Annotated in this window: 22 protein-coding genes; 9 read left to right on the forward strand and 13 right to left on the reverse strand. The window is 67.2% G+C overall.

Annotated elements, in window-relative coordinates; translation table 11 throughout:
• Positions 1–196 (reverse strand): hypothetical protein (locus ACWDLG_RS44030; protein ID WP_449931469.1); only part of this gene is annotated, 196 nt, incomplete at its 3' end.
• A 306-nt stretch (positions 197–502) separates the two neighbouring features.
• Between ACWDLG_RS44030 and ACWDLG_RS44035 the strand changes: the two genes are divergently transcribed.
• The gene (locus ACWDLG_RS44035; RefSeq protein WP_449931471.1) at positions 503–1495 is read left to right on the forward strand and encodes a hypothetical protein; all 993 of its coding nucleotides are present in this window, start codon (positions 503–505) and stop codon (positions 1493–1495) included.
• 338 nt (positions 1496–1833) lie between these two features.
• On the opposite strand, the gene ACWDLG_RS44040 is transcribed toward ACWDLG_RS44035, so the two are convergent.
• From ACWDLG_RS44040 to ACWDLG_RS44050, 3 genes are all read right to left on the reverse strand, one after another.
• On the reverse strand, positions 1834–2181 hold the full coding sequence (locus ACWDLG_RS44040; protein WP_449931473.1) for a hypothetical protein: 348 nt from the start codon (positions 2179–2181) through the stop codon (positions 1834–1836).
• A 651-nt stretch (positions 2182–2832) separates the two neighbouring features.
• Positions 2833–3591 (reverse strand): alpha-L-fucosidase, encoded by a 759-nt coding sequence (locus tag ACWDLG_RS44045; protein WP_449931475.1) that lies wholly within the window; start codon positions 3589–3591, stop codon positions 2833–2835.
• A 574-nt stretch (positions 3592–4165) separates the two neighbouring features.
• On the reverse strand, positions 4166–4519 hold the full coding sequence (locus ACWDLG_RS44050) for a hypothetical protein (protein ID WP_449931477.1): 354 nt from the start codon (positions 4517–4519) through the stop codon (positions 4166–4168).
• A 111-nt stretch (positions 4520–4630) separates the two neighbouring features.
• Between ACWDLG_RS44050 and ACWDLG_RS44055 the strand changes: the two genes are divergently transcribed.
• The 4 genes from ACWDLG_RS44055 to ACWDLG_RS44070 are packed head-to-tail and all read left to right on the forward strand — an operon-like array spanning position 4631 to position 9793.
• Positions 4631–6379, forward strand: a complete 1749-nt coding sequence (locus ACWDLG_RS44055) for a CocE/NonD family hydrolase (protein ID WP_449931479.1) — start codon at positions 4631–4633, stop codon at positions 6377–6379.
• A gap of 8 nt (positions 6380–6387) precedes the next feature.
• Positions 6388–7965 carry a sensor histidine kinase gene (locus ACWDLG_RS44060; protein ID WP_449931481.1) on the forward strand — a complete coding sequence of 526 codons (1578 nt, stop codon included), beginning with the start codon at positions 6388–6390 and terminating at the stop codon, positions 7963–7965.
• A gap of 5 nt (positions 7966–7970) precedes the next feature.
• Positions 7971–8624, forward strand: a complete 654-nt coding sequence (locus ACWDLG_RS44065) for a response regulator (RefSeq protein WP_449931483.1) — start codon at positions 7971–7973, stop codon at positions 8622–8624.
• Between the two features lie 50 nt (positions 8625–8674).
• Positions 8675–9793, forward strand: coding sequence for an IS630 family transposase (locus ACWDLG_RS44070; protein ID WP_449931485.1), 1119 nt, complete (start codon positions 8675–8677; stop codon positions 9791–9793).
• A gap of 62 nt (positions 9794–9855) precedes the next feature.
• Here the strand turns inward: ACWDLG_RS44070 and ACWDLG_RS44075 are convergent, their stop codons facing one another.
• The 3 genes from ACWDLG_RS44075 to ACWDLG_RS44085 form a co-directional block, all read right to left on the reverse strand.
• Positions 9856–10263, reverse strand: coding sequence for a hypothetical protein (locus ACWDLG_RS44075; protein WP_449931487.1), 408 nt, complete (start codon positions 10261–10263; stop codon positions 9856–9858).
• Positions 10264–11157: 894 nt separating this feature from the next.
• The gene (locus ACWDLG_RS44080) at positions 11158–11577 is read right to left on the reverse strand and encodes a hypothetical protein (RefSeq protein WP_449931489.1); all 420 of its coding nucleotides are present in this window, start codon (positions 11575–11577) and stop codon (positions 11158–11160) included.
• 203 nt (positions 11578–11780) lie between these two features.
• Positions 11781–12863, reverse strand: a complete 1083-nt coding sequence (locus tag ACWDLG_RS44085) for a helix-turn-helix domain-containing protein (RefSeq protein ID WP_449931491.1) — start codon at positions 12861–12863, stop codon at positions 11781–11783.
• 233 nt (positions 12864–13096) lie between these two features.
• Here ACWDLG_RS44085 and ACWDLG_RS44090 point away from each other — a divergent pair, with 233 nt between their 5' ends.
• On the forward strand, positions 13097–13270 hold the full coding sequence (locus ACWDLG_RS44090) for a hypothetical protein (RefSeq protein ID WP_449931493.1): 174 nt from the start codon (positions 13097–13099) through the stop codon (positions 13268–13270).
• Positions 13271–13422: 152 nt separating this feature from the next.
• Positions 13423–14850 carry a S41 family peptidase gene (locus ACWDLG_RS44095; RefSeq protein ID WP_449931495.1) on the forward strand — a complete coding sequence of 476 codons (1428 nt, stop codon included), beginning with the start codon at positions 13423–13425 and terminating at the stop codon, positions 14848–14850.
• Between the two features lie 187 nt (positions 14851–15037).
• Here the strand turns inward: ACWDLG_RS44095 and ACWDLG_RS44100 are convergent, their stop codons facing one another.
• Positions 15038–15418, reverse strand: coding sequence for a hypothetical protein (locus ACWDLG_RS44100; protein WP_449931497.1), 381 nt, complete (start codon positions 15416–15418; stop codon positions 15038–15040).
• 310 nt (positions 15419–15728) lie between these two features.
• Here ACWDLG_RS44100 and ACWDLG_RS44105 point away from each other — a divergent pair, with 310 nt between their 5' ends.
• A complete protein-coding gene (locus tag ACWDLG_RS44105; protein WP_449931499.1) occupies positions 15729–17111 on the forward strand; it encodes a pyridoxal phosphate-dependent decarboxylase family protein in 1383 nt (460 codons plus the stop codon).
• 410 nt (positions 17112–17521) lie between these two features.
• Here the strand turns inward: ACWDLG_RS44105 and ACWDLG_RS44110 are convergent, their stop codons facing one another.
• Together ACWDLG_RS44110 and ACWDLG_RS44115 are read right to left on the reverse strand one after the other, a co-directional pair.
• Positions 17522–17668 (reverse strand): hypothetical protein, encoded by a 147-nt coding sequence (locus ACWDLG_RS44110; RefSeq protein ID WP_449931501.1) that lies wholly within the window; start codon positions 17666–17668, stop codon positions 17522–17524.
• A 148-nt stretch (positions 17669–17816) separates the two neighbouring features.
• Complete coding sequence (locus tag ACWDLG_RS44115) at positions 17817–19049, reverse strand: MFS transporter (RefSeq protein WP_449931503.1); 1233 nt, start codon at positions 19047–19049, stop codon at positions 17817–17819.
• 198 nt (positions 19050–19247) lie between these two features.
• Here ACWDLG_RS44115 and ACWDLG_RS44120 point away from each other — a divergent pair, with 198 nt between their 5' ends.
• A complete protein-coding gene (locus ACWDLG_RS44120; protein WP_449931505.1) occupies positions 19248–19451 on the forward strand; it encodes a hypothetical protein in 204 nt (67 codons plus the stop codon).
• Between the two features lie 28 nt (positions 19452–19479).
• Here ACWDLG_RS44120 and ACWDLG_RS44125 read toward each other — a convergent pair whose 3' ends face one another.
• The 3 genes from ACWDLG_RS44125 to ACWDLG_RS44135 form a co-directional block, all read right to left on the reverse strand.
• Entirely contained in the window at positions 19480–20190 is a 711-nt protein-coding gene (locus tag ACWDLG_RS44125; protein ID WP_449931507.1) for a glycosyltransferase, read from the reverse strand.
• A 67-nt stretch (positions 20191–20257) separates the two neighbouring features.
• Positions 20258–20563: a hypothetical protein gene (locus tag ACWDLG_RS44130; protein ID WP_449931509.1), complete on the reverse strand. Its 306-nt coding sequence runs from the start codon at positions 20561–20563 to the stop codon at positions 20258–20260.
• A gap of 57 nt (positions 20564–20620) precedes the next feature.
• A complete protein-coding gene (locus tag ACWDLG_RS44135; protein WP_449931511.1) occupies positions 20621–21547 on the reverse strand; it encodes a UTP--glucose-1-phosphate uridylyltransferase in 927 nt (308 codons plus the stop codon).
• Positions 21548–21596 lie beyond the last annotated feature (49 nt).

Here is a 21596-nt window from a genome sequence, read left to right on the forward strand (position 1 = left end):
AGACATCGTTGAACCATCGGTTCCAGACGGAGCCGACAGCATCAGCAGTGATCTCTTCTCTACCGCAGACGAGAGTTGCGAGATCACCCACCTCGGGGTCATATTCGTCCTCAGGAGCCCCCATGCCCAACAGGCCCTCGGGGTCGTACCGATTGATCAATGCACGGACTGCGGCGGCTACCTGATCACCAGTCATGACTTCAGCATGCCCCAGTACGGCAGAGCTTCCGTTGCGACTACTGTCGGCCACATCAGCACTCGACGGCTGGACGAATACGCGACAGTTGATTACGCGACTCCACCAGCACCGAGGCCGGTAAGGCGTTCGGGTGTGGCCCGTGATCACACGGCGCTGTGGGGGTGGCGCGGTGATGTTCGACGTGAGGCCCTACCGGGTACCTACGGGCGCGACGGAAGCGGTCGGGACCGCCTATCGCCGGGCCTCACATACCGCACCATCTCACACGAACAAAAGAGACAAAACATGCCAAAATGGACGAGCGTGTCGAAGCTCTCGGTCTTACTCGAGAGCGGCTCCCAGAATTGCGATATCTACGCGAACGAACGGAATAGGATCGGCGTCACGATCAGTGTCGAACCAACCGACGAAAACGGAAATCCCATCGAGGTTGACCCTCAGCATTTGACCGCCAATTTGTGGCTCATCGACTACGTTGACGAGTCGAAACTCACCTGGAACTCGGGCTGGGGCTGGGGATATACGGACACCGCGAACGAGTTCACTGCAATCCCCGGCGAGTCCGGCGAGCCCGCCGAAGCCACGATCGAAGACGACGGGACCCAGCAGGTCACGTTCTACGTATACTGCTCGCCGGGGGTGGACCGGAAGTCGATCGGCGTCCAAGTCAGGACCGACTCCGGCGATACCGTCAACAGCTCCCAACACGGAACATACTCCAGCAAAGTCATGCTCAATCCGCGGACACCCATAACCTACATGCGGGGGGACATCGTCTGGGATTACTCGCGTACAACAACCCAATTGGGCGGCGACGCAAAGAATGTGACGACAGACGCCTGGAACTACTATCTCTCCTTGAGAGCCGTAGATAACCACTTCGTCGCTTTCTCGGTGGATCGCTGCTTCAGCGAGGATGGTTACGACGGGCTCTTCGCGTACAACATCACCCCCGAGAGCGGCCATAAGGATTTCTACGGCGGCTATGTCTGGTATCGCGAGCCGCACGACTCCGCGTATAGGGCGCAGATCGTCAACTTCCCCGCGGGGAACAACTGGTGCGATTTCGCGCAGATCTACGACAGGCAACATCCCGAGCGGTACCTGTGCTTCACTTGGGTACACTCCACCACCGGTGGCGACGGATGGCACATCCCGAACGGGCCGGTAGATCTATGGAAGGCGTGGTTTAATCCGACAATTGTTGCGCACGACATGTACGGCAACACGGGCACGTTCTGGGTGTACGGGTCGGACATCACTAGTGCGCTCGAGATCTCCGACCGCGAACCGTAGTAACAGGGCTAACGCAAGCCCCCGCGGTGCCACCCGATCGTGATCACAACTCGTGAGTACGACCGGGTGGCGTTGGGGCGGGGCCGCCGACCGGGGTGTGCCTACAGCAGCGGGATCCAGCACGGCCCCTCGCACGATCACACGCCACCAGATCGCATCCAGCATGTGACCAGGGTCAAGAGCCCTCTACGTCGTGACCGGCTCCCATTTGCAAGTAGGCGCTCACGTGGGACCGGCGCGGGGCACGAAGTCACCAGTCGAGGCCGTGACGATCGCCCACTCTGATGTCGTGGTCCCCGAGTCCAGGGTGTCGGTGCGCGCTGCGCCACGCATAGCTTTCAAGCGATTACGTAGCCGAGGGGACCGTCCAAGGAGTAGTGGCGGGTGTCCTCGCATCTGCGGTCGGTGGTGTCCATGTGATCACTGGTGCTGGCGTTGAAGCAGCGGTAGAGGGGAACGGTGCCCGGGATCTGGGTGCGGTAGAGGTAGCCGACGGGGCCGTCCAAGGAGTAGCGCTGAGGGTCCTCACACTTGCGGTCGGTGGTGTCCATGTGATCTCCGGCGCTGGGGCTGTAGCAGCGGTAGAGGGGAACAGTGCCCGGAATCTGGGTTCGGTAGATGTAGCCGACGGGGCCGTCCAAGGAGTAGCGGCGGCGGTCCTCGCAACCGGAGTCGGTGGTACCCATGTGATCTGCGGTGCTGGGGGTTGAAACAGCGGTAGAGGGAGATGGGGCCGGAGCGGCTGGCGACGGTCAGTTTGATCGCGGTGTCGTTGGCGTCCCAGGAGCCTGCAATGGTGAGCCTCACCCGGTTGATGTCCTGGCTGAGCACGACTGGCGTGCCGTCCTTCACCAGGGAGGCTGTTGCGAAGACCTTGCCGTCGCGAGGTAGCGGGAGGGTGAGGGTGTGCCCGGCCGGTGGCTTCAGCACGTGGAGGTACTCGGTGCGGTCGTCAGGTGACTTGGTCGCTACACCCCAGGCCAGGTCGGCGATGCGAGTCCCGGCTTTGGTCGGGTAGGAGGTGCTGGGCCGGGTGCCGAGGATGGACTTCTTGATCTGGTCGACCCAGGTGCCGACTTGCGTCAGCGTCGGCATGACGCCCGGTTCCCAGCCGCCGTCGGCGTAGGGGCCTGTCGCCCAGGCGACGCCGCCGCCGTCGGTGTTGGTGGCTGCCTCCAGGACGGTGTAGCGGAACATGTTCCGCGGCGAGAAGCGCAGCGTGCTGGAGGACCGCTCTGCCCACCATTGTTCAGTGAAGATCGACGCTACGGGCTCGGTGTGGCCCGGCCAGAGGGCTCCGTTCGGCTGTGCGAACTCGCCCCAGCCGCCGTACTCCTTCATGCCTTTGTCCAGGCCATACAGGTTGCCGTAGTTGTTCTGGATGAGGACGGCGCGCGGGCTGGCGGCTTTGATGGTCCCCCGCAATCGGGGGTAGTCGACCACTGTTTGGCTGTCGCCTTGGGGGTGCCTTCGTCCAGGAACAGGCCGTCGATCCGGTTGCCGTAGCGTTGCATCATCTCCTGGTAAATGTCGTTGATAAACGAGTTCCATTTCGGGCGGTCGAAGTCCGAGCCCGGATTCCACTTCTTTTCCTCGGCCGGGGGCTGGGTGCCCCAGCCGGTCCTCTGCTTTTCGGCGTCGGTGAACTCCATGCCGTCGCGCGGATGGGTGTAGAGGTAGACATGGATGCCTTTGGCCTTGACCGCGGTGATCATGTCGCCGATCAAGTCGCGGTTGACGCGGTGGTTCGGCAGACTCCAGTCCAGCATCTTCTGGCTTGGCCAGAGCGTCACCATCTTGGAGTGCCAGGCGGAGAAGATGACGTACTGCACCTTGGCAGCAGCCAGATCGCCTGCGAACCGGTTCGCGTCGAAGCTGTTGGCGAGGGAGTTGGGATCGGTGACGGCCACGCCGTTGGAGTTCACCGTGAGGCGGGGCACGTAGTGGACGAAGAGACCGTACTTGTGATCGAGAATGTTGTTCATTCCGTCGTCCGCTTGGGCTGGCTGTGCCTGGAAGGGCACCATAAGGACAGCCATCAGCAAGATCAACGGAGTGAGTGAGCTCGCCAGCTTCCGCCTGCTGGACAAATCCATGATCGGATCCTTTCTGGGGCAGAGGGAGGGGCATGACCCTACGGCGATGACCTCTTCGCGATCATCTATTCGCCGAATTCTCCGCCTGGCCTTCGCGAAAGCCGGACTCTCGCGACCACCTGGAAGCGCCCGCATGCTCATGTGGCCGGGCTGCGCAACCAGGCGACAAACCAGCAAAACGGGCACAACTGAAGGCGCGATACACCAAACGCATATCGCACCGCGTTGCGGGACAGGGCCGCGAACCTCGCGCTTATGGCTGCCGGTTCGGCACCGTGCCTTACACGCCCGGCAAGATCATCTCGCTATGAAGGGGCCAAGAATCCAAGATAACGATCGACGATCATGGCGGCCGTTCCCGCGATGGACGGGACGATCACCGTTCGTCGCCGCCGGAAGGCTCCAGGGGGCGATCACAGCGTGCCACACCTCCCGCCCGCCCTCGCCCGGGCCCAGGGACATCCGCGTCGGCGGGGACGTTGTGCGGGACGTCCTGGAGGATGCTCTCATCGTCCTGCCCTTCCTCGGAGGCGAGGAAGGGCAGGAACAGCCGTTGGCTGTTGGATGCCTGGGATCAGGCGATAGTGAGCCGCCCGTCGACCAGGTACGCCGCCAGCGGACCGGTCATCTGGGAGCGTGCCGGCGGATGCAGGGTCAGCCCGTTGGCGCAGGTGGCGAGGTAGCCGACCTCACCGGAGGCCGTGGAGTCGAGGTCGGCGAGCAGTTCGACCGCGCGCGGGGCCACCCGGGAGAGGGCGTCCTGCACGCCGTACCGGACGTACAGCGAGTCGGCGAGCGTCGACTCGTCCGGGCCGCCGTCGTCGATCCGGCGGGCGACGCCCTCCGCGGCCGACATCGCGCCCTCGGTCTCCACCAGCAGCCGGACCCGCTCGGACTCGGGCACCCGGCGGGCAGTCATTATCGGCAAGAACGATCTTGCGTAAGAGGGCGCGGAGGGCGAGATCGACCCGGACGGCTGACAGGCGGGGAGCCGATCGGCAGATGCGCGGGAGGGGCCGCTCCGGGGAACGTGGCCGTCATGATCCGACATCTCGCGCTGGCGGTCGTCCTCGCCGCCACCGGAACAACCGTGCAGGACCCACCCACGCCCACCCGCCACTGGGGCTACCTCAACCTGCCCAACGGCGACAAGCTGCGCTATTCCGTGTTACTGCCGAAGGCCACGGGGCGCTTCCCGGTGCTCGTCGAGTACGACGGCTACGGCGCGGGCTCTGACCCCGAGGTGGGTAAGCGGTGGCTGCGCGAGGGGTATGCCATCGTGGGCGTCAACGTCCCCGGCACGGGCTGCTCGACCGGCGAGGACAAGGTCTTCGACGCCTCGGTGGGCGCGGCCGGGAAGCACGCGATCGAGTGGGTGGCCAGACAGCCCTGGTCCACCGGCCGGGTCGGCATGATCGGCGTCTCCTACTCGGGCCACACCCAGCTCTGGACCGCCCTGCAGCGGCCCAAGGGGCTGGTCGCGATCACGCCGAGCAAGGTGGTGGCCGACACCTACCGCGACGTGGCCTACCCGGGCGGCATCCCGAACATCGGCTTCCCGTACAGCTGGTGGTCCATGTTCCCTGCCATCTGGAAGAACGCCGCCAAGACGGCCGCCAAGCTCGACGGCGACGAGGCGTGCCGGCGCACCGTGCTCGCCAACATCACCAAGATCAGCCGCCCCGACCTCGACGTGAGCGTCCTGTTGAAGGACAACCCGCACGACGGCGGCGTGCACCTCCGCATGAGCGCGATGCGGAAGACCCACCGCATCGAGGTGCCGGCGCTGTTCCTGCAGTCCTGGCAGGACGAGCAGGTCGGCCCGCGCGCCGGCTACGCGGAGGAGACCGTCGACGCGAAGAACCGCTGGCTGCTCGGCTCCAACGGCGACCACCACACCGACGAGGGCACTCGGGAGATCGACGACACGCTCAAGCAGTTCCTCGCCCGGTTCGTCAAGGGCGAGGACAACGGCTTCGAGAACGGCCCGCGGGTCCGCGTGCTGCAGGAGCTGAGCAACAGGCCGGAGGAGAAGCCCAGGGCGGTGGCCGAGTTCGACCAGTTGCCCGTCCCCGTGCGCCCGAAGCGGCTGTGGCTGCACGAGGGCGGACGCATGAACGACGAGAAGCCCACAAAGGCCGAGGCGGGTGTGAGCTACCGCTACCCCGCCAAGAGCCCGGTCGTCAACAACCCCGAGGACGAGGGCTGGCAGCCCGTGAAGGACAAGAAGGGCCAGCTCGCCTTCACCACCGGCGCGCTCCCGCAGGATCTCGGCTTCTACGGCGCCGGCTCGGCCGACCTGTGGCTCAGCGCCACCGCGCCGGACACCGACGTGCAGGTCACGCTGTCGGAGGTGCGGCCGGACGGCCAGGAGATGTTCGTCCAGCGCGGCTGGCTGCGCGCGTCCAAGCGGGTGCTCGACAAGGGCCGCTCCACCGAGCTGCGCCCCTACGGCGACTTCCGCGCCTCCGCGGTGAAGCCGCTCGTCCCGGGCGAGCCCGCCCTGCTGCGGGTGGAGATCCCGCGCTTCGCACACGTGTTCCGCGCCGGATCCGGCATCAGGCTGACCGTCGACACGCCGTCGCAGACCGGCTACTGGCGCTTCGGGCACGTCAAACAGCGTTCGACCAACACCGTCTGGCTCGACCGCGGCAGGCCGTCGAGCATCGTGCTCGGCCACGTCGACTACCCGCACGCCGAGTCGCTGCCCGCCTGCGGTACGACGATGCGCCAGCCGTGCCGCCCCAACACCACGCCCGTGCCCCAGGGTGACGGCCCGACCCCTTAGATGGACCCATGCGATACCGGTTGGTCATCGAGGCCGCGCTGGCGCTGCTCGTCGCCGCGCTGGTCGTGGCGCTGTCCGGCGTGGCGACCTGGCTGGCCTGGCCGTCCACGACCACCCTGACCCACCCGGCCCTGGTGTCCATCGCGTGCGCGCTCGCCGCCGGGCTCGTGCTGGCCCGGCGGCGGTGGCCGCTCCTGGCGCTCGTCGGCGCCGCGCTGCTGTTCGGCCGCTTCATCGAGACCGGGGTCGCGCTGGCGGTCACCGCGTACGGCGCGGCCGGCCGTGTCCCCGCGAAGAGGCACGTGCCGGTCTGCGGGCTGGCCTGTGTGCTGCCGCTCGCGGTCTGCCTGGTCACGACCTCGCAGGCCGCCTGGCAGCAGGTCGTGGTGGTGACGATCGCCGTCTCGGTGATCTGCGCGGCCGTGCCGGGGCTGCTCGGGCTCGTCGTCGTCCAGCACGAACGCCTCCTGCGCGCCCTACGCGAACGCAACGACGTGCTGGAACGCGCGCACGAGCTGACCGCCTCCCGCGCCAGGCTGCTGGAACGGTCTCGGATCGCCCAGGAGATGCACGACCTGATCGGCCACCGGCTCAGCCTCATCTCCCTGTACGCGGGCGGCCTGGAGCTGAGCGCCGCTCCACCGCTGGCCGAACGGGCCCGCCTGGTGCGCGATACCGCGGCGACGGCCATGCGCGAGCTGCGGACCGTCCTCGACGTGCTACGCGCCGACGGTGAGGCCGCCGCGTCGCCCGACGGCCTCACCGACGCCACCGGCACCCGCGCCGACCTGGAGCGCCTGGCCGCCTCCTCACAGGCCGGCGGGCACGCCGTGTCGTTCGCCTGGACCGGCCCGGACGTCGGGCAGGAGCACCGGGCGCTCCGCCTGGCCGCGCACCGGCTGGTGCGCGAGTCGCTCACCAACCTCCACCGGCACGCGCCCGGCGCGCCCTGCCGGGTGGAGGTGCGGCACGGGCCGCACGACTTGGCCCTGACCGTGGAGAACGGCCCGCCGCCCGGAGCCGCCGCCCCGGCGGAGACCGGCTCCGGCAGCGGCCTGGCCGGGCTTGGCGAGCGGGTACGCCTGCTGGGCGGCACGTTCTCGGCGGGCCGGGCACCGGGCGGCGGCTTCCGCGTGGAAGCCCGCCTCCCCTGGACTGACGCCGTCCCCTCCGTCCCGCACCCGGACGTCACCCCTGCCGTTCGCCCGCGTCCCCCTGCCTCCACCCCCGTGGAACGGCTCGCGAACCGGATCGGGATGGCGTTGCTGCAGGCCGGCGGTGTCGCGTTGACCGCGGTGCTGCTGGTCGTCGTACCGGCGTACCTGCCCCTGCCCTCGCGGTCCGCGATGCTGGACGTCGGCATGGCCAACGCGGCCCTGCGCGCGCTCGTCGGCGGTTCGGAGCCGATCGCGGAGCTGGCCGTGGCCGCCCATGAGCCGCCCCGCCCGCCCGGCACCCGCTGCTGGTACTTCGACGCCGACTACGACGTCACCCGGAACTCGGTCCGCGTCGTCCGCTACTGCCTGGCCGGCGACCGCATCGTGGACAGACGGATCATCACCGTCCGGACCGGCCCGGGAGAATGATCCTCATGCCGCCCATCCGCGTCCTGCTCGCCGACGACGAGGCCCTGCTCCGCACCGGCGTGCGGCTCATCCTGGAACACGCTGAGGACATCGCGGTGGTGGCCGAGGCGGCCGACGGCGCGGAGGCCGTGGCGGCCGCCCTGGAGCATCAGGTGGACGTGGCGCTGCTGGACATCCGCATGCCAGGCATGGACGGCCTGACCGCCCTGCGCGAACTCGCGTACGCCGCCCCCGGCGTGAAAGCGATCGTCCTGACCACCTTCGGCGAGGAGGAGAACCTGGCCGCGGCGCTGAGGTCGGGCGCGGCCGGGTTCCTGCTGAAGGACACCGGCCCGCAGGAGCTCATCCACGCCGTGCGCACGGTGGCCGGCGGCCACGCCATCCTCGCCCCGCAGCTCACCCGCCGCGTCATCGACCGCTACCTGCAGGGCGGCGACGGACGTGCCCGCGCCCTGGTCGCCGCCCTGTCGGGGCGCGAGCGCGAGGTGCTCGTCCTGGTGGGTGCGGGCTACTCCAACATCGAGATCGCCAAGGCCCTGTTCATGGGCGAGGGCACGGTCAAGACGCACATCAGCCGCATCCTGACCAAGCTCGGCTGCGGCAACCGCGTCCAGGCCGCGATCGTCGCCCACGACGCCGGGATGCTGGCCGATCGCTGACAGGCGACGACCGGTGTGCCGGGCAGGCCGAGGGCGGTACGGTCGGGCCCATGGGATCAGCGTCTGCCGAGGAAGTCCGGGACCTGTCACGGCGGGCGGCGCGGCTGCTGGGCGACGCGTGGGGCCTGATCGCCGAGCACGACGGGGCGGTGGCGGAGGTCCGGTCCAGCTCTCGAACCGCTCCGCGGACGGTAGGCCACCGCGGAGCTCGCCGCCATGCCGGTGTCCCGGCTCTAGGACGTCACGGGCGGACGCCTGAGATTCGCGGCACTGCAGGAGGCCAGCTCCATCACGGTGCTCGACGTGTTGGAGGCGACGCTCGCGCGCGAGATCTCATCCAGACGGCCACCACCCGCCCGGTCAAGCTCGGCCAGCCCTTCACCCGCTGGTCCATCCGCAAGCTCCTGGCGTATCTTCATCGGCTGCCCGGCCGCACGATCGGGATCGGCCGCGAAGCCTTACGCCTGCTCCTGGCCCGGCACGGCATCACCTTCCAGCGCACCAAGACCTGGAAAGAGTCGCCCGATCCCGACGTCGAGGCCAAGCTGGACCGGATCGAGTACGCCCTGACCCAGCGGCCCGAGCGCACCTTCCCCTTCGACGAGTTCGGGCCGCTGGGCATCCGCCCGGTCGCCGGAGCCGGCTGGGCCAAGCAGAGCCGGCCGGACCGGCTGCCGGCCACCTACCGCCGCACCCACGGCGTCACCTACTTCCACGGCTGCTGCTCGGTCGGCGATGACCTGCTGTGGGGCGTCAACCGCAGCCGCAAGGGCATCGACCACACCTGGGCCGCTCGGCGCTCCATCCGCGCGGCCCGCCCGGACGGCGCCCCGATCTACGTCATCCTCGACAACCTGTCGGTGCACAAGAACTGGCGCATCCGAGCCTGGGCGAGCAAGCACAAGGTCGAGCTGCTGTTCACCCCGACGTACGCCTCGTGGGCCAACCCAATCGAGGCACACTTCGGGCCGCTGCGCCAGTTCACCCTGTCCAACTCCAACCATCCCAACCACACCGTGCAGACCCGCGAACTTCAGGCCTACCTGCGCTGGCGCAACGCCCACGCCCGTCATCCCGACGTGCTGGCCGCCCAGCGTCGGGAACGCGCCCGTGTCCGCAGCGAGAAGGGCATCCGCTGGGGCGGCCGACCCCTCACGCCCGCCGCCTGAAACCATCCCCCAACCCGGCGATCGTTTCCGGTCACAGCACTTGCCGCCCACAACCACTGAATCTACCCGCAGGTGCCTACCTTGACGTGATTCGAGTTCTTGTTGGCCACGCGAGTGCCATTCTTGTAAGCGCTAATCCGAGTGTAGAACTCATAGCAGGCACGTGCCTCCAAGTTCCCGGTGAACACATCCGGAGCGCTCCACGACACGGAGCCCCGGTTGGTGCGACAAGCCATCGTGTAGTCCGAGTAGCCGCTCGAGTTCTTTTTTCCCATGATTACCACACAAACGTTGGTATAGTCGCCGTTGTTCGTCATACTGCCTGACCCCTTGATGTACCGCCCATCGACGATGGTGTAGCCGATGTCGATGACGGAACCTGCGGCTTGTGCCGGGGCGGCGGCCAAGACGCCGCTGGCTACAATTCCCGCCGCACCAATAACTGCCGCAACCTTCTTGAGGGGTTTCACTTGCTACTCTCCTATAACTGAAAGGGCGTTGGGGGTCGCGTCTCGGCACCTTGCCGCGCCGGTGCCGTGAGCGTTCGTCGCTGGGACCAACCTGGCCAGATTCAGCTTGGTCCCAGCTCCTTCAGCTCTTATGGCCGACAGTCCGCTACTGTCCGCAATACATTCGAGTATTTAGTAGTAGTACCCGAGGTGTGCTTCCAGACGGCCTTCGCACGCCAATCCCGCCAATCCATCATAGTGTCCGCCCTGCAAGGAAGATCCTTGAAAGAGTACGACTTCTGAGAAGGCGTGACGATCCCTGATATCCTGACACGAGTTTGACTCACGTCACTCCAGCCCCCAATCGCAATCCGTGTCTGGAGCACAATTTCGGCTGACTGGATCGCGCGGTTCGGGCAACTGGTGTAGCTCGCCGACCCCTTGATGTATGCGCCATCCTTGATTGTGTACCCGATGTCCATCTTGGTACCGCTACTGCAGTTGATGGCCGCACTAGCTGGCTGGACCTGCCCTACGATCGCACTCCCAAGCGAAATGGCAAGTACGCCTAGGTGAGCAACAGTCTTCCGCACAGATAATCCTTCCCTGGTTTGCGAAACTTCGTGTAACACGGCTGTTGCAACGTGGGTTTCCCGACACGCCTCAGCCGTCGCGTTGTTCCGATTCTTTTCGGCACCCTTGCGCCGTTCCGATACGCAGTAATGCGGGTGTAGGACTCTCAGCACACCCAGCCGTCCGGATCAGGCAGGCACTAGCCTGGCGCTGGGGCGCTCCAGGCGATATTCCATGGTGGGAACGGTACGGCTGGTGCTTCAAAGGAGGCCCCGTTGCGCCTCATGGAATTACGTTCTTCCGCTAATCGGAGGTATGGACGTGACTCATGCTTCGGGGAAGCTACTCGCACGGAACGGTGATCGAGTTTGAGCGCAACTCCGTCTTTCCGCCGTCCGAATGGTAAAAGACCACAAAAGTGTCGTATCTGCTCGTGATCCTCGGGTTTTGGCAAATACGATCCTTGGGCGAAAAGGACCGACTCGATGGTGTAGCAATGCCCTTGATTTCAACCTCTGTGGCAAACAGCCGGCCACCGTTTCTGCGTATCCAAATCTCGGCCCGGGATATCGGCCGATCCGGGCAGCTTGTGTAGCTGGCCGAACCTTTAATGTATCCGCCGGAAAGGATGGTGTACCCAATGTCTGTCTGGGTGCCGTTGGCGCAACTGGCGACTGCCTGTGCTGGCGTCGACGGTGCTAGAAAGAGCGCCGTTGCCAGGCTGCCGATGGCAGCTGCCGACTTGATCCGCGTCAGGTTCATATGATCCCTACTTGTGCATGGCAGTGGTTGCCGTCCGGGCTTGCCAGCGCCCACGTTCCGCCGGCCGTCACGATCGCTGACCAGCGTGTGCCACATCGCGGTCAGCCGGTGCCCTTTCGCGAGTCGCGCGGAGAGCGGTCGTATAGATATTTACCGCGCGTCGGCATCCCGGCATTTGCCCGTCCACGCACCACGTTTGCCTGTCAGCGCATGTCCCGCTGATGCGCCGCGTTGCCATGACCGCGATGGAGGGCTCTGTACCTGCTCGGCGATGTGCCGTAGGTGTGGTGGAAGATCCGGGTGAAATGGGCATGGCTGGGGAAGCCCCAGCGGGCCGCGATGGCGCCGATGCTAAGGCGGTCCATCATGGGGTCGGTGAGCCCGCGGCGGCAGCGTTCGAGTCGGCGTTCGCGGATCCAGCCCGCGACCGTGAGGTCCGCGTTCTGGAAGATCTTGTGCAGGTGGCGAAGGGAGATGTGGTGGGCGGCTGCGATAGTCGAGGGCGACAGCTCCGGGTCTGCCAAGTTCTCCTCGATGAAGGCCTTGATGCGTAGGAACAGTACGCGCTGAGGATCGTTCTGGTACGCGGTCACGTCCTCGTCGATGTGATGCGCCAGTAAGGCGCTGACCAGGTCCAGCACGATTGTGGTCAGCCGCAAGAGGTCACTGGGGGACCACGTGGACTGTCGGATCGCCTGGCGGAGGATCCCACTGAGTAACGCACCGAAGCCATCGTCCCCACGGAGTCGCACACCTAGGAGGGGGGCGACCATGGAGTTCTGGAGCGGCAGAGCCTCGTGCGGAAACCGAAGAATGATCCCGTCGGCCACATTTGCGGGGATCCCACATGAGCTGTCGCACTTCGGAGCGTCGCCGACTGTCCAAGCCCGGAAGGCACGCGAGGTGTCGTACAGAACGAAGTCTGCCGGCGCGAGAGCAGCCTCGCGGCCTCCTTGCTCTATCCCTGACCGGCCGCTCAAGGTCAGTGAGAGCTGGTAAAGGCCGACGTCGGAGCGGCGGATGTGATCAATGCCGCGGCGTGCGCCGAAAGAAACACATCGCACCCGAGATAGCTGAGCCATCCCCAGATCGAGCATGTGCATTTCGGCCCAGTAATTCTCCGCTTGGTCACTGGCGGCGTCCACTGACACCACCGACTGCGCCACAGCCTGCCACCAAAAGTCGAATCGTTCCCTGACCGGCACTCCATCGAGGCTGAGCACAGAAGTGACCGCCACCATCTCCCCCTCTTCTGGTTCGTGCCGAAGGTCGTCTGAGTCGTTCACGCATAACAGTTCGATCTTAGATCTGCTTCTGTCGGCCGGGGGCGGGGTCTTATCGCACATCGGCAATCTCCGGCTCGGCGGTGTGATCAGCGAAACGGTCTGGGCCTCGCGGAGCGCGGCTGCGCTAGTGACAGCGCGCACCACACCGGCCTCCCACGTCGATTGTCAGTTTCTAACTGGGATCACAGCCGGTGTAGACGGCCGCCATGGCTGAAGCGTCAAAGCACGCGTTCGTGGTCATCGACGACGCCGCCGGACATGACGTGCTCCTCGGAGGTGGCCCCGATGGCCGCCTCCGGCTCATGCTGGTGCAGCAGGCCGAGCTGACCGCGTTGCCCACGGCGTGTTCCTCCGACCGCCGCCTTCACAGCGTCCTGGCTGAACGTGCGGATTCGCTCGTTGGATGAGCATCCCTGCGAGACGGCTTCCCTATACGAACGTCTTAGATCGAGTATCCACAAAGTCTTGTTTTCAGCGGGCGGGCTACGCCCTCGGCACGAGGTCGAGACCGCACCACAGGGCGATGCCTGGCGCCGTCACCGTCAATAGCGTCGTGGCCATGAAGATCACAACGAGAACGGCGGCGGCGCTGACGGCGACTGCCGTGCTGGCGGCCACGGTCACCACGGCGTTCGCGGGGCCCGCCGGCGCCGCCTCGCCCGGAGCGCTGGACGGCGCCTGGAAGACGGACGGCTACGGCATGGTCCTGTCGATCGAGGGCGGGCGCCTGCGGATGTACCAGATCACGGAGATCAGCTGCCTGCCGACCGGAGACCCTATGAAGCAGCTCGGGACGGCCCGCGACGGGGCGGTGACATTCGGCGGCGGCAGCGTGGCCGCGCTGACCGTCTGGGCCGAGGGCAGCGATCGCGCGCGAGCCCGCTACGTGGGCGATGTGGCGGACAAGGGCCTGATGCGGCTGCGCGCGCTGCCCCCGCGCTGCTCACGCCCCACGCCCAAGGACCCCGTGACGTCCTTCGACGTCTTCTGGAAGACCTTCGACGAGAACTACCTGAGTTTCGCGGCCAAAGAGGTCGACTGGCGGGCGGCACGAGACCGTTACCGGCCGAAGGTGAACTCCCGCACCAGCGACGAGCGCCTGTTCAAGATCCTGAGCGACATGATCAAACCGCTCGGAGACGCCCACACCAGTCTCGGCTGGGACGAGCGGCACTTCTTCATCGGCAGGCGCCCCGGCACGCGGTTGCCAGTGGGCGATGACCTGAGGCCCAGGATCGACAAGGCCATGGCCGCGTACCTGGGTGTCCCGATGCGCACCTGGGGGAACGGGGAGCTGGGCTACGCCGACCTGCCCGGCGGGCTAGGCTATCTGCGGGTCACGGGCTTCGGCGGGTACGCCGGCGAGAAGGGCACGCTGGCCGAAGAGCGGGCCGAGCTGGATCGGGCGCTTGACGCCGTGTTCACCCGGTCGCGCACACGCGACCTGCGCGGGCTCATCATCGACGTGCGCTATAACACGGGCGGATATGACGATCTCGGGCTGCGGATCGCCTCCCGTCTGACCCACCGCTCCTACACCGCCTACACGAAACGGGCCCGCAACCACCCCGGCGACCCGGACCGCTTCACGCCGCCGAAGACGGTCACGGTCCGGCCGGCCCGCGCCCCGATCTACGACGGTCCCGTCGCCGTTCTGACCAGCGACATGACCGTCAGCGCCGGCGAGACCTTCACCATGGCGCTCATGGACCGCAAGCCCGAGCCGATCAGGATCGGTGGCGAGACACAGGGCGCCTTCTCCGACATCCTGGGCCGGCGGCTGCCCAACGGCTGGCAGTTCGGGCTGTCCAACGAGGACTACCGCACCCCCGCCGGGCGGACCTTCGAAGGCGCCGGCCTCCCGCCCCACATCCGCACGCCGGTCTTCACCGACGAAGAGCTCGGCGGCGGGCGCGACTCGGCCATGGAGGAGGCCCGCGCCCGGCTCACAGACACCGGGCCGCTGACCGCCCCACCGGGCCGGTAGGCGACAAGGCTTGACCGGCTTGGGCATACCCGGCCATAAGACGGGGGAACGGGGGCTTGCCGGGTCTTCAGAACACATGGCGCAGGCTCAGAACCACGGCTTGACGAACCGCCGGATGCAGGCCCGCATGTCCGGTGGTGTGAGAGGAGGGTGAGGCGACCTCACCCTCCTCCTCGAGCCGAAGCCGCTACCAGTTGCCGTCTGCCGGCGGGAGACCTCGCTCGTCGGGCGCAAGGATTTCAAAGCCTGGGCCCGTTCGGGAGAAGCCATCAGGCCCGAGCAGCCGGGCGATGGAGGACAAGGTGTTCGCCGGCCGGGTGCGCAGGTCGCGGGCGTGCCGGATCTGCTCGTCGGTCATCGTCGGCGGCCGACCCAGGCGCTGCCTGCGGGCCTGGGCGGCGGCCAGGCCCTCGTCACCGCCCTGACGTCCGATCCGCGGACCGCCATCGATGAGGTAAAGGCCGGCGGCGAGCTCCTGCCCTGTTCCGCGGCTCGTCTGCGATCTTGGCCAAGGATTGAGCGCCGGTGGCCGATACCGAAGTCGCGGTTCTTCGATGCCATCGGCCATCGCCAAGGGTGGAAGGCGACACCGCAGAAGTTGGGCCGAAGGCGCCGTCGGCCGGGGCCGCCACCAACACGACATGAGCGGACATGACAGGGAGCCGGAGGTGATAGTGCAGGTCGTGGACGTCGAGGATGCCGGCTCCCGCGACTTGTGCCGGCGGGCTCTTCGCGGCCGACAGCCTAGGGATGGCCTTCAAGAGGATGTTCACGGCCCCACCCAGCAGGCCCAGGTGTTGGCCGATGCGACAATCTGAAAAGAGTTCTTCGTTCGGTCCGCCATCCTCGTGGCCGCGTTTATGGCTCACCGTTAAAAGATGACTGACTCGATGCGGATTCTCATCGGCCACGTGCTGGAGGCCCTGGCGAAGGGCACTGCCGAACGCGGCGGCCCGGTTCCCGCCGGTGAGCCTGATGGACTGGCGCGGTGGGTAAAGCAGACGCTCGGGGAGCCGCTGCCCCAGGTCGGCACGGGTGCGTCGGAGGCGCTGGATATGATCATCCGCATTCTCGCGTACGGCGCTGCCGACCCTGCGGATCCCCGGTGCGCCGCCCACCTGCACTGCCCTCCGCTCCCCGTGGCCGTCGCCGCCGACTGGGCGGTGTCGATGCTCAATCCCTCGCTGGACTCCTGGGATCAGGCGCCGGCCGCCGTCACTCTGGAACGGGAGCTCATCGGCGCGCTGGCGGAGCTGGCCGGTTACGACGGGCGGGCGTCGGGGACGGTGACCACCGGCGGCAGCGAGTCCAACCTCATGGGGCTCATGCTCGCCCGTGACCAGGCGCTGGGCCGCTCGCACGGGGCGGTGAGCGCCGCGCGCGACGCCCGGATCTTCTGCTCTGAGCTGGCGCACTTTTCAGTTCAGCGAGCCGCGGCCCTGCTCGGGCTTGGGGAGAGCGCGGTACGGCCGGTCGCCGTCGACGCCCGGCAGCGGATGAGCGTCCGCAGCCTGGAAAGCGAGCTCAACCGGTGCGAGGCGGAGGGCGGGATCCCTGTCGCCGTGGTCGCCACCGCAGGAACCACGGACTTCGGCAGCATCGACCCACTCCGCCAGGTGACCGCCCTCGCCCGGCGCCACGGCGCGTGGATCCACGTGGATGCGGCCTACGGTGGCATGGCGCTGTGCTCTGACCGGCTAGCTCCGTTGCTGGATGGGCTGGACGCCGCGGACTCGATCTCCATCGACATGCACAAGCTCGGCTGGGTGCCGGCCGCGGCGGGGGTCTTCCTGGTTCGGGAGAGAGCGGCGCTTGTCTCCCTTGAGCGGCGGGCCGCCTACCTCAACCCGGAAGACGACGAGGACGCGGGCTATGTGGGGCTGCTCGGCTCCTCGATGCGCACCACCAGACGACCGGACTGCGTCAAGATGCTGGTAACACTGCGGGCGCTTGGCCGTGGCGGCCTCGGCGCCATGGTGGACCACTGTCATGATCTCGCCCACTACGCGGCCGAACGTATCGGCTCACATCCCAAACTGGAACTCATCGCGCCTCCCGTGCTGACCACCGTCGTCTTTCGTGTCCAGGGCACGGACCACGCGAACGCCGAGTTGCGGCGGAAGCTGCTGCGGGAAGGCATAGCCCTGGTGGGACGGACTGAGCTGGCCGGCCGGGTCCATCTGAAGCTCACCTTGCTGAACCCGCACGCGACGCGTGCCGACGTGGACGAGATCGTGCAAGCGGTGGCGCGCATGGCGTGAAAGCCATCGAACCTGGGGGATGTCCGGCAGGACTGACCGCGCGGTGATGGCCACCCTGGTCGGCGACGAAATCCCGGAGGCCACGACCGGGTGCTGAGGGTCACGCCTTCCTGCTCTCCCAGCGATCCGGCATCTTGGATCGCTGGCGTGACCGCTGCCGGAGATACCCCTGCTTCTAGTAGTGCTTTGTTAGGTCGGCGTGTCGTGGGGTTGTCGGGGCGATCCGGGTAGTTTCATGCTTCAGTGACCCCTGAGGAGCTTTCGGTTGTGCGGCAACGTCTTGAGGCGTTCGCTGCGGAGGTGTTCGCGCCCATGTCTCGCTCGGATCAGCGGGCCAAGGGCGACCTCTGATCAGCAGGACCGAGGCCCTCGGCAATCGCCTCTGACCAGCCCTATTAGCCCTTTCCGGCTTACTTGGTCTGCCCCCTGTAGAACTTCAGCAAGATCGCGAAGCCGATTCGCGTGGCGTCACGCTTTCCGGCGATCAGGTCGCGCTCTTCGTCCAGGATCGTCCAGTGCTCGACCAGCTCGTCGATGTGCATCGGGGGGTATTTCATGACCACCCAGCCGACCAGGCAAGTCACAGCAAGATCAACGCCGTTTGGGGGCTCATGACACATTTCTTACCGGCACCCCGCATAGCGCGGGATGACGTGAAGGTGGAAGTGGAAGACCGTCTGGAAGCGACGTCGACCCCCCGACGACCTACGCGCGGCTGTCCTGCTTGGCGTCGGCGTCCACACGGCCGCCGTCGTCCGTGATCTTGAGCTTTCGTACGGCGGGAGCCAGCACGAAGGGTAGGTGGGCCGCCGCGGAGCCGAGGCAGGCGATCCACAGGAGCTGGTGAACGGTGACCGCCTCGCCCAGCAGCCCGCCGACGACACCGCCGAGCGGCAGCGAGCCCCACATGAGGAAGCGGAGGCTGGCGTTCATCCTGCCGCGCAGGGCTTCAGGGCAGATCGCCTGGCGGTAGCTGCCCTGGGCGACGTTGTACATGACCCCGACCAGGAACATGAGCGCCATGCCGATCGGGAACAGGGCGAGCCGCCAGCCTGGTCCTGTGAAGGCGACGAGCACGTTGAGCGGCAGCATGAGGACGGCTGCGCCGTACATCGTGGGGCCGTGACCGAAGCGGGCGATCACACGTGGCGCGAGGAGCGCGCCGAGCAGGCCGCCTGCCCCCGCGCCTGAGATCATCAGGCCGTAGGCCGTCGCGCTCACGCCCAACTCGTCGACCAGGTACAACGGCTGGACGATGGCCCAGATGCCGCTGATGAGCATGTTCATGGCGCCGACGAGGCCGATCAGGCGCAGGATGCGGTGGCCGAACACGTAGCGCAGGCCCTCCATCAGGCTCACGCGCCCCCCGGAGGGGGTCTCCTCGGCCTTGACGGTCGCCAGGAGGGTGGCGGAGATCAGGTAGCTGACCGCGTCGACCACGATGGCGATGGGCGCCGTGAGCACCTGCACGAGCCAGCCGCCGAGCCCCGGGCCGAAGAGCACGGAGAGGCTGCGCACGGACTCCAGGGTCCCCATGCCCTTGGGCAGCTGCTCCTTGGTCACGATGGAGGGCAGGAAGCTCATATGGGCGACGTCGAAGAAGGCCGTGCCGATGCTGACGATCACGGCGACCGCGTAGAGCTGCGCCAGCGTGAGCGCCTCGAACAGCGCGGCGATCGGGATGGAGGCCAGGGCGACCGCGCGCAGCACGTCGGCCGTCACCAAGATGGGCTTCCTGCGCAACCGGTCCACCCACACACCGGCGGGCAGCCCGAAGAGGAGGAAACCGATCATCCCGGCCGCGCTGAGCAGGCCCAGCTCTAACGGGCCCGCGTCCAGCACCAGCAGCGCGACCAGCGGGAGGGCCACGCGCGTGACATGGGTGCCGAACTGGCTGAAGCCGTCGGCGGTGACGTAACGACGGAAGGCGGGGGTCATCTGATCTACCCTAGGGGTGCTGGCGCTCTGCGAAATCCGCCCGACGCCGCGGCCAGATGTACAGCACCGTGCTGGTCGACCTGGACAGCAACACCGTCATCGATCTGCTGGAGGACCGCGAAAGCGCCACGCTGGCCGCCTGGCTGGAAGGCCACCCCGAAGTCGAGATCATCTGCCGGGACCGGGCCGGCCGGGGAAGTGGTCGACCGTACAGCGGACGACATCGTGGCGTGGGTTTTCTCCCGATCCGACTCCGCCCCGCACCTGTTCGGCGACAAGCTGGAGGACTTCGAGCGGGACCTGCGCGCGGTCCTGCAGCAAACATCACCCGATAACCGCTTTGCGGAGCGTCTTCCGGCAACCGAGATCATGACCTGGCGCAAGCCGCATGGTGAGCGGTGACGGCGATCGCCACGGCACGCCACACGTCTCAGCCGCCGATGTCGTCGTCGTGGACATCGCCTGGAGGCGACGGGGAGGCCGTGGGCCTGCGCCTCGATGGCCACCAGGCCAAACGCTTCCGAGTCGGAGGTCGTGAAAACAAGGTCGTGAAAACAAAGGCATCGAACTCGGGGAGGCGCTGCCACAGTTCCTGGCGGGGCAGGAACGGCGCAAACGCCACCCGGTCCTGGATGCCGAGGGAGCGGGCCCGCTCGCGAAGCGCTTGCTCCTCGGGGCCCATGCCGATGATGGTCAGTCGGTGCGGCTGACCGGCCAACTCGATGGCCTCGATCCCGGTGACCGCGCTCTTGTTGGCGTCCAGTCGCCCGGCGTAGACCAGGGACAGCGGTCCGGTCCCGGTGGACGGGTACTCGCGCACCCGGACGTCGCCCAGGGGGATGCCCCACGGGATGACGGCGATTCGGTCGCCGCACCGCCTTCCGGTGAGCTGGTCGATCCGGCCGGCGAGGGCGGCGGTCGGCGCTACGACCGAGGCGCTCGCGGCGACGACCTCGTGCAGCAGCTCGCGGTCCCGCTCGCTGCGCTCGGCCGCCATCACGTCGCGGCCGTGGGCGATGGCGATGATCGGGACGTTGCCGGCGGCTCGGGTGAAGGCCAGGCTGAGAGCGAACCCAAGGTGCTGCGCGTGAATGGCATTCGGCTGGGTCTTCTCGATGAGCGCACCGACCTCGCGCGTCAACTCCTCAACGTAGGGGTCGAAGTCCGGGCCGTGGGGGCGTTTCGTTGTGGAGAGGGTGATCAGCTGATCAAACGCAGCCTTCCATGCCTACATCGAGCAGGCCCATCAGGTGGGCGTGGGTGACGGGCGTGGCCAGGGCGTCGGTGCAGGTATAGAGGGCCAGCACGAGCTCGGGGTGGTAGTACGGGCTGCCCAGGAGCTGGTCGAGGGTCTCGGCAGGGGTGGCCAGCACGGTCGGCTCGGCGCGGGTGAGGTTGAGGTCTTTCAGGTAGCAGTAGGTGCAGCCCTTGGGACAGCCCTGGACGGGGTTGACCACGAGCCAGGTGTCGTGCTGGTCGATGATGGGCTCGAACAGGCGGGTGGGCGTAGGCATGCTGATGCTCCCTGGGCGAGCCGCTGGCCGGGCAGGTCGGCCCCAGGCAGCGGCGGATCAGATGGTGATGTTGGAGGAGTTGGGCCGTTCGGTGTCGCCGAGGTCGTGGAAGAGCTGGCGCAGCAGCGGCCCGTAGTCGGGGTTGGCCAGTGCTGAGGCGAACTGGGCGATGAGGTAGTCGGCCGGGTTGCCGGTGTCGTACCAGCGGCCGGCGATGACCTGCCCGTACACGAGGTTGCTGCCGGCGTAGGCGTTGATGGCGTCGGTCAGGTAGACCTCGCCGGTGCGGTGCTCGTACCAGCGGGCGGTCTGCTTGCGCAGCTCGTCGATGATGACGGGGGTGACGACGTAGCCGCCGATGGCGGCGAAGGCTGATGGGGCGTCGGCGGGCGACGGTTTCTCGACCAAGCCGGTGATTCGCAGGAGGCCGTCGTCCAGGTGCTCCTTGACCACCGGGACGCCGTAGCGGTCGGAATCTTGCGGGTCGATGGGCATCAGGGCCAGTACGGGGCAGCCGGTCTGCTCATAGGCGTGGATCAGCTGCTGGGCGCGGGGCACCTCGGCCACGAACACGTCGTCGGGCCACAGCACGAGCATGGGCTCGTCGCCGAGGCCGTGGGCGGCGTTCAGGACGGGGGTGCCGTTGCCGTACGGGCCGTGCTGGTCGAGGTAGGTGATGTGCCCTTGCCGGGAGAGCTCGGCGACCTCCTCCACTGCGTCGGCGTAGGCGCACTTGCCGTCGGCGCGCAGCTGCGCCACCAGCGCGGGGTTGGGCCGGAAGTGGTCTTGGATCAGCGCCTTTCCGCCGGAGACGACGATGGTGATGTCGGTGATGCCAGAGGCCACGAGTTCGCGCACGGTGTGCTCGATCACCGGCTTGTCGCCGACCGGCAGCATCTCCTTGGGGATGGCCTTGGTCAGCGGCAGGAGCCGGGAACCGAGTCCGGCGGCGGGGATCACGGCCTTGCGGATCGTCGACGGCATCGGGACTCCTTCAGTCGGGAGGCAGGCCGCACCGGCCGGCGCGGCACGC

This window comes from Nonomuraea sp. NPDC003727 (genome assembly GCF_053586935.1).

Coding starts and splice junctions, on each gene's coding strand:
- ACWDLG_RS44040 (WP_449931473.1), bottom strand. CDS start 2,181: ATGGGTACCACCGACTCCGGTTGCGAGGACCGCCGCCGCTACTCCTTG.
- ACWDLG_RS44045 (WP_449931475.1), bottom strand. CDS start 3,591: ATGGATTTGTCCAGCAGGCGGAAGCTGGCGAGCTCACTCACTCCGTTG.
- ACWDLG_RS44055 (WP_449931479.1), top strand. CDS start 4,631: ATGATCCGACATCTCGCGCTGGCGGTCGTCCTCGCCGCCACCGGAACA.
- ACWDLG_RS44060 (WP_449931481.1), top strand. CDS start 6,388: ATGCGATACCGGTTGGTCATCGAGGCCGCGCTGGCGCTGCTCGTCGCC.
- ACWDLG_RS44065 (WP_449931483.1), top strand. CDS start 7,971: ATGCCGCCCATCCGCGTCCTGCTCGCCGACGACGAGGCCCTGCTCCGC.
- ACWDLG_RS44070 (WP_449931485.1), top strand. CDS start 8,675: ATGGGATCAGCGTCTGCCGAGGAAGTCCGGGACCTGTCACGGCGGGCG.
- ACWDLG_RS44080 (WP_449931489.1), bottom strand. CDS start 11,577: ATGAACCTGACGCGGATCAAGTCGGCAGCTGCCATCGGCAGCCTGGCA.
- ACWDLG_RS44095 (WP_449931495.1), top strand. CDS start 13,423: ATGAAGATCACAACGAGAACGGCGGCGGCGCTGACGGCGACTGCCGTG.
- ACWDLG_RS44100 (WP_449931497.1), bottom strand. CDS start 15,418: ATGGCCGATGGCATCGAAGAACCGCGACTTCGGTATCGGCCACCGGCG.
- ACWDLG_RS44105 (WP_449931499.1), top strand. CDS start 15,729: ATGACTGACTCGATGCGGATTCTCATCGGCCACGTGCTGGAGGCCCTG.
- ACWDLG_RS44110 (WP_449931501.1), bottom strand. CDS start 17,668: ATGAAATACCCCCCGATGCACATCGACGAGCTGGTCGAGCACTGGACG.
- ACWDLG_RS44115 (WP_449931503.1), bottom strand. CDS start 19,049: ATGACCCCCGCCTTCCGTCGTTACGTCACCGCCGACGGCTTCAGCCAG.
- ACWDLG_RS44130 (WP_449931509.1), bottom strand. CDS start 20,563: ATGCCTACGCCCACCCGCCTGTTCGAGCCCATCATCGACCAGCACGAC.
- ACWDLG_RS44135 (WP_449931511.1), bottom strand. CDS start 21,547: ATGCCGTCGACGATCCGCAAGGCCGTGATCCCCGCCGCCGGACTCGGT.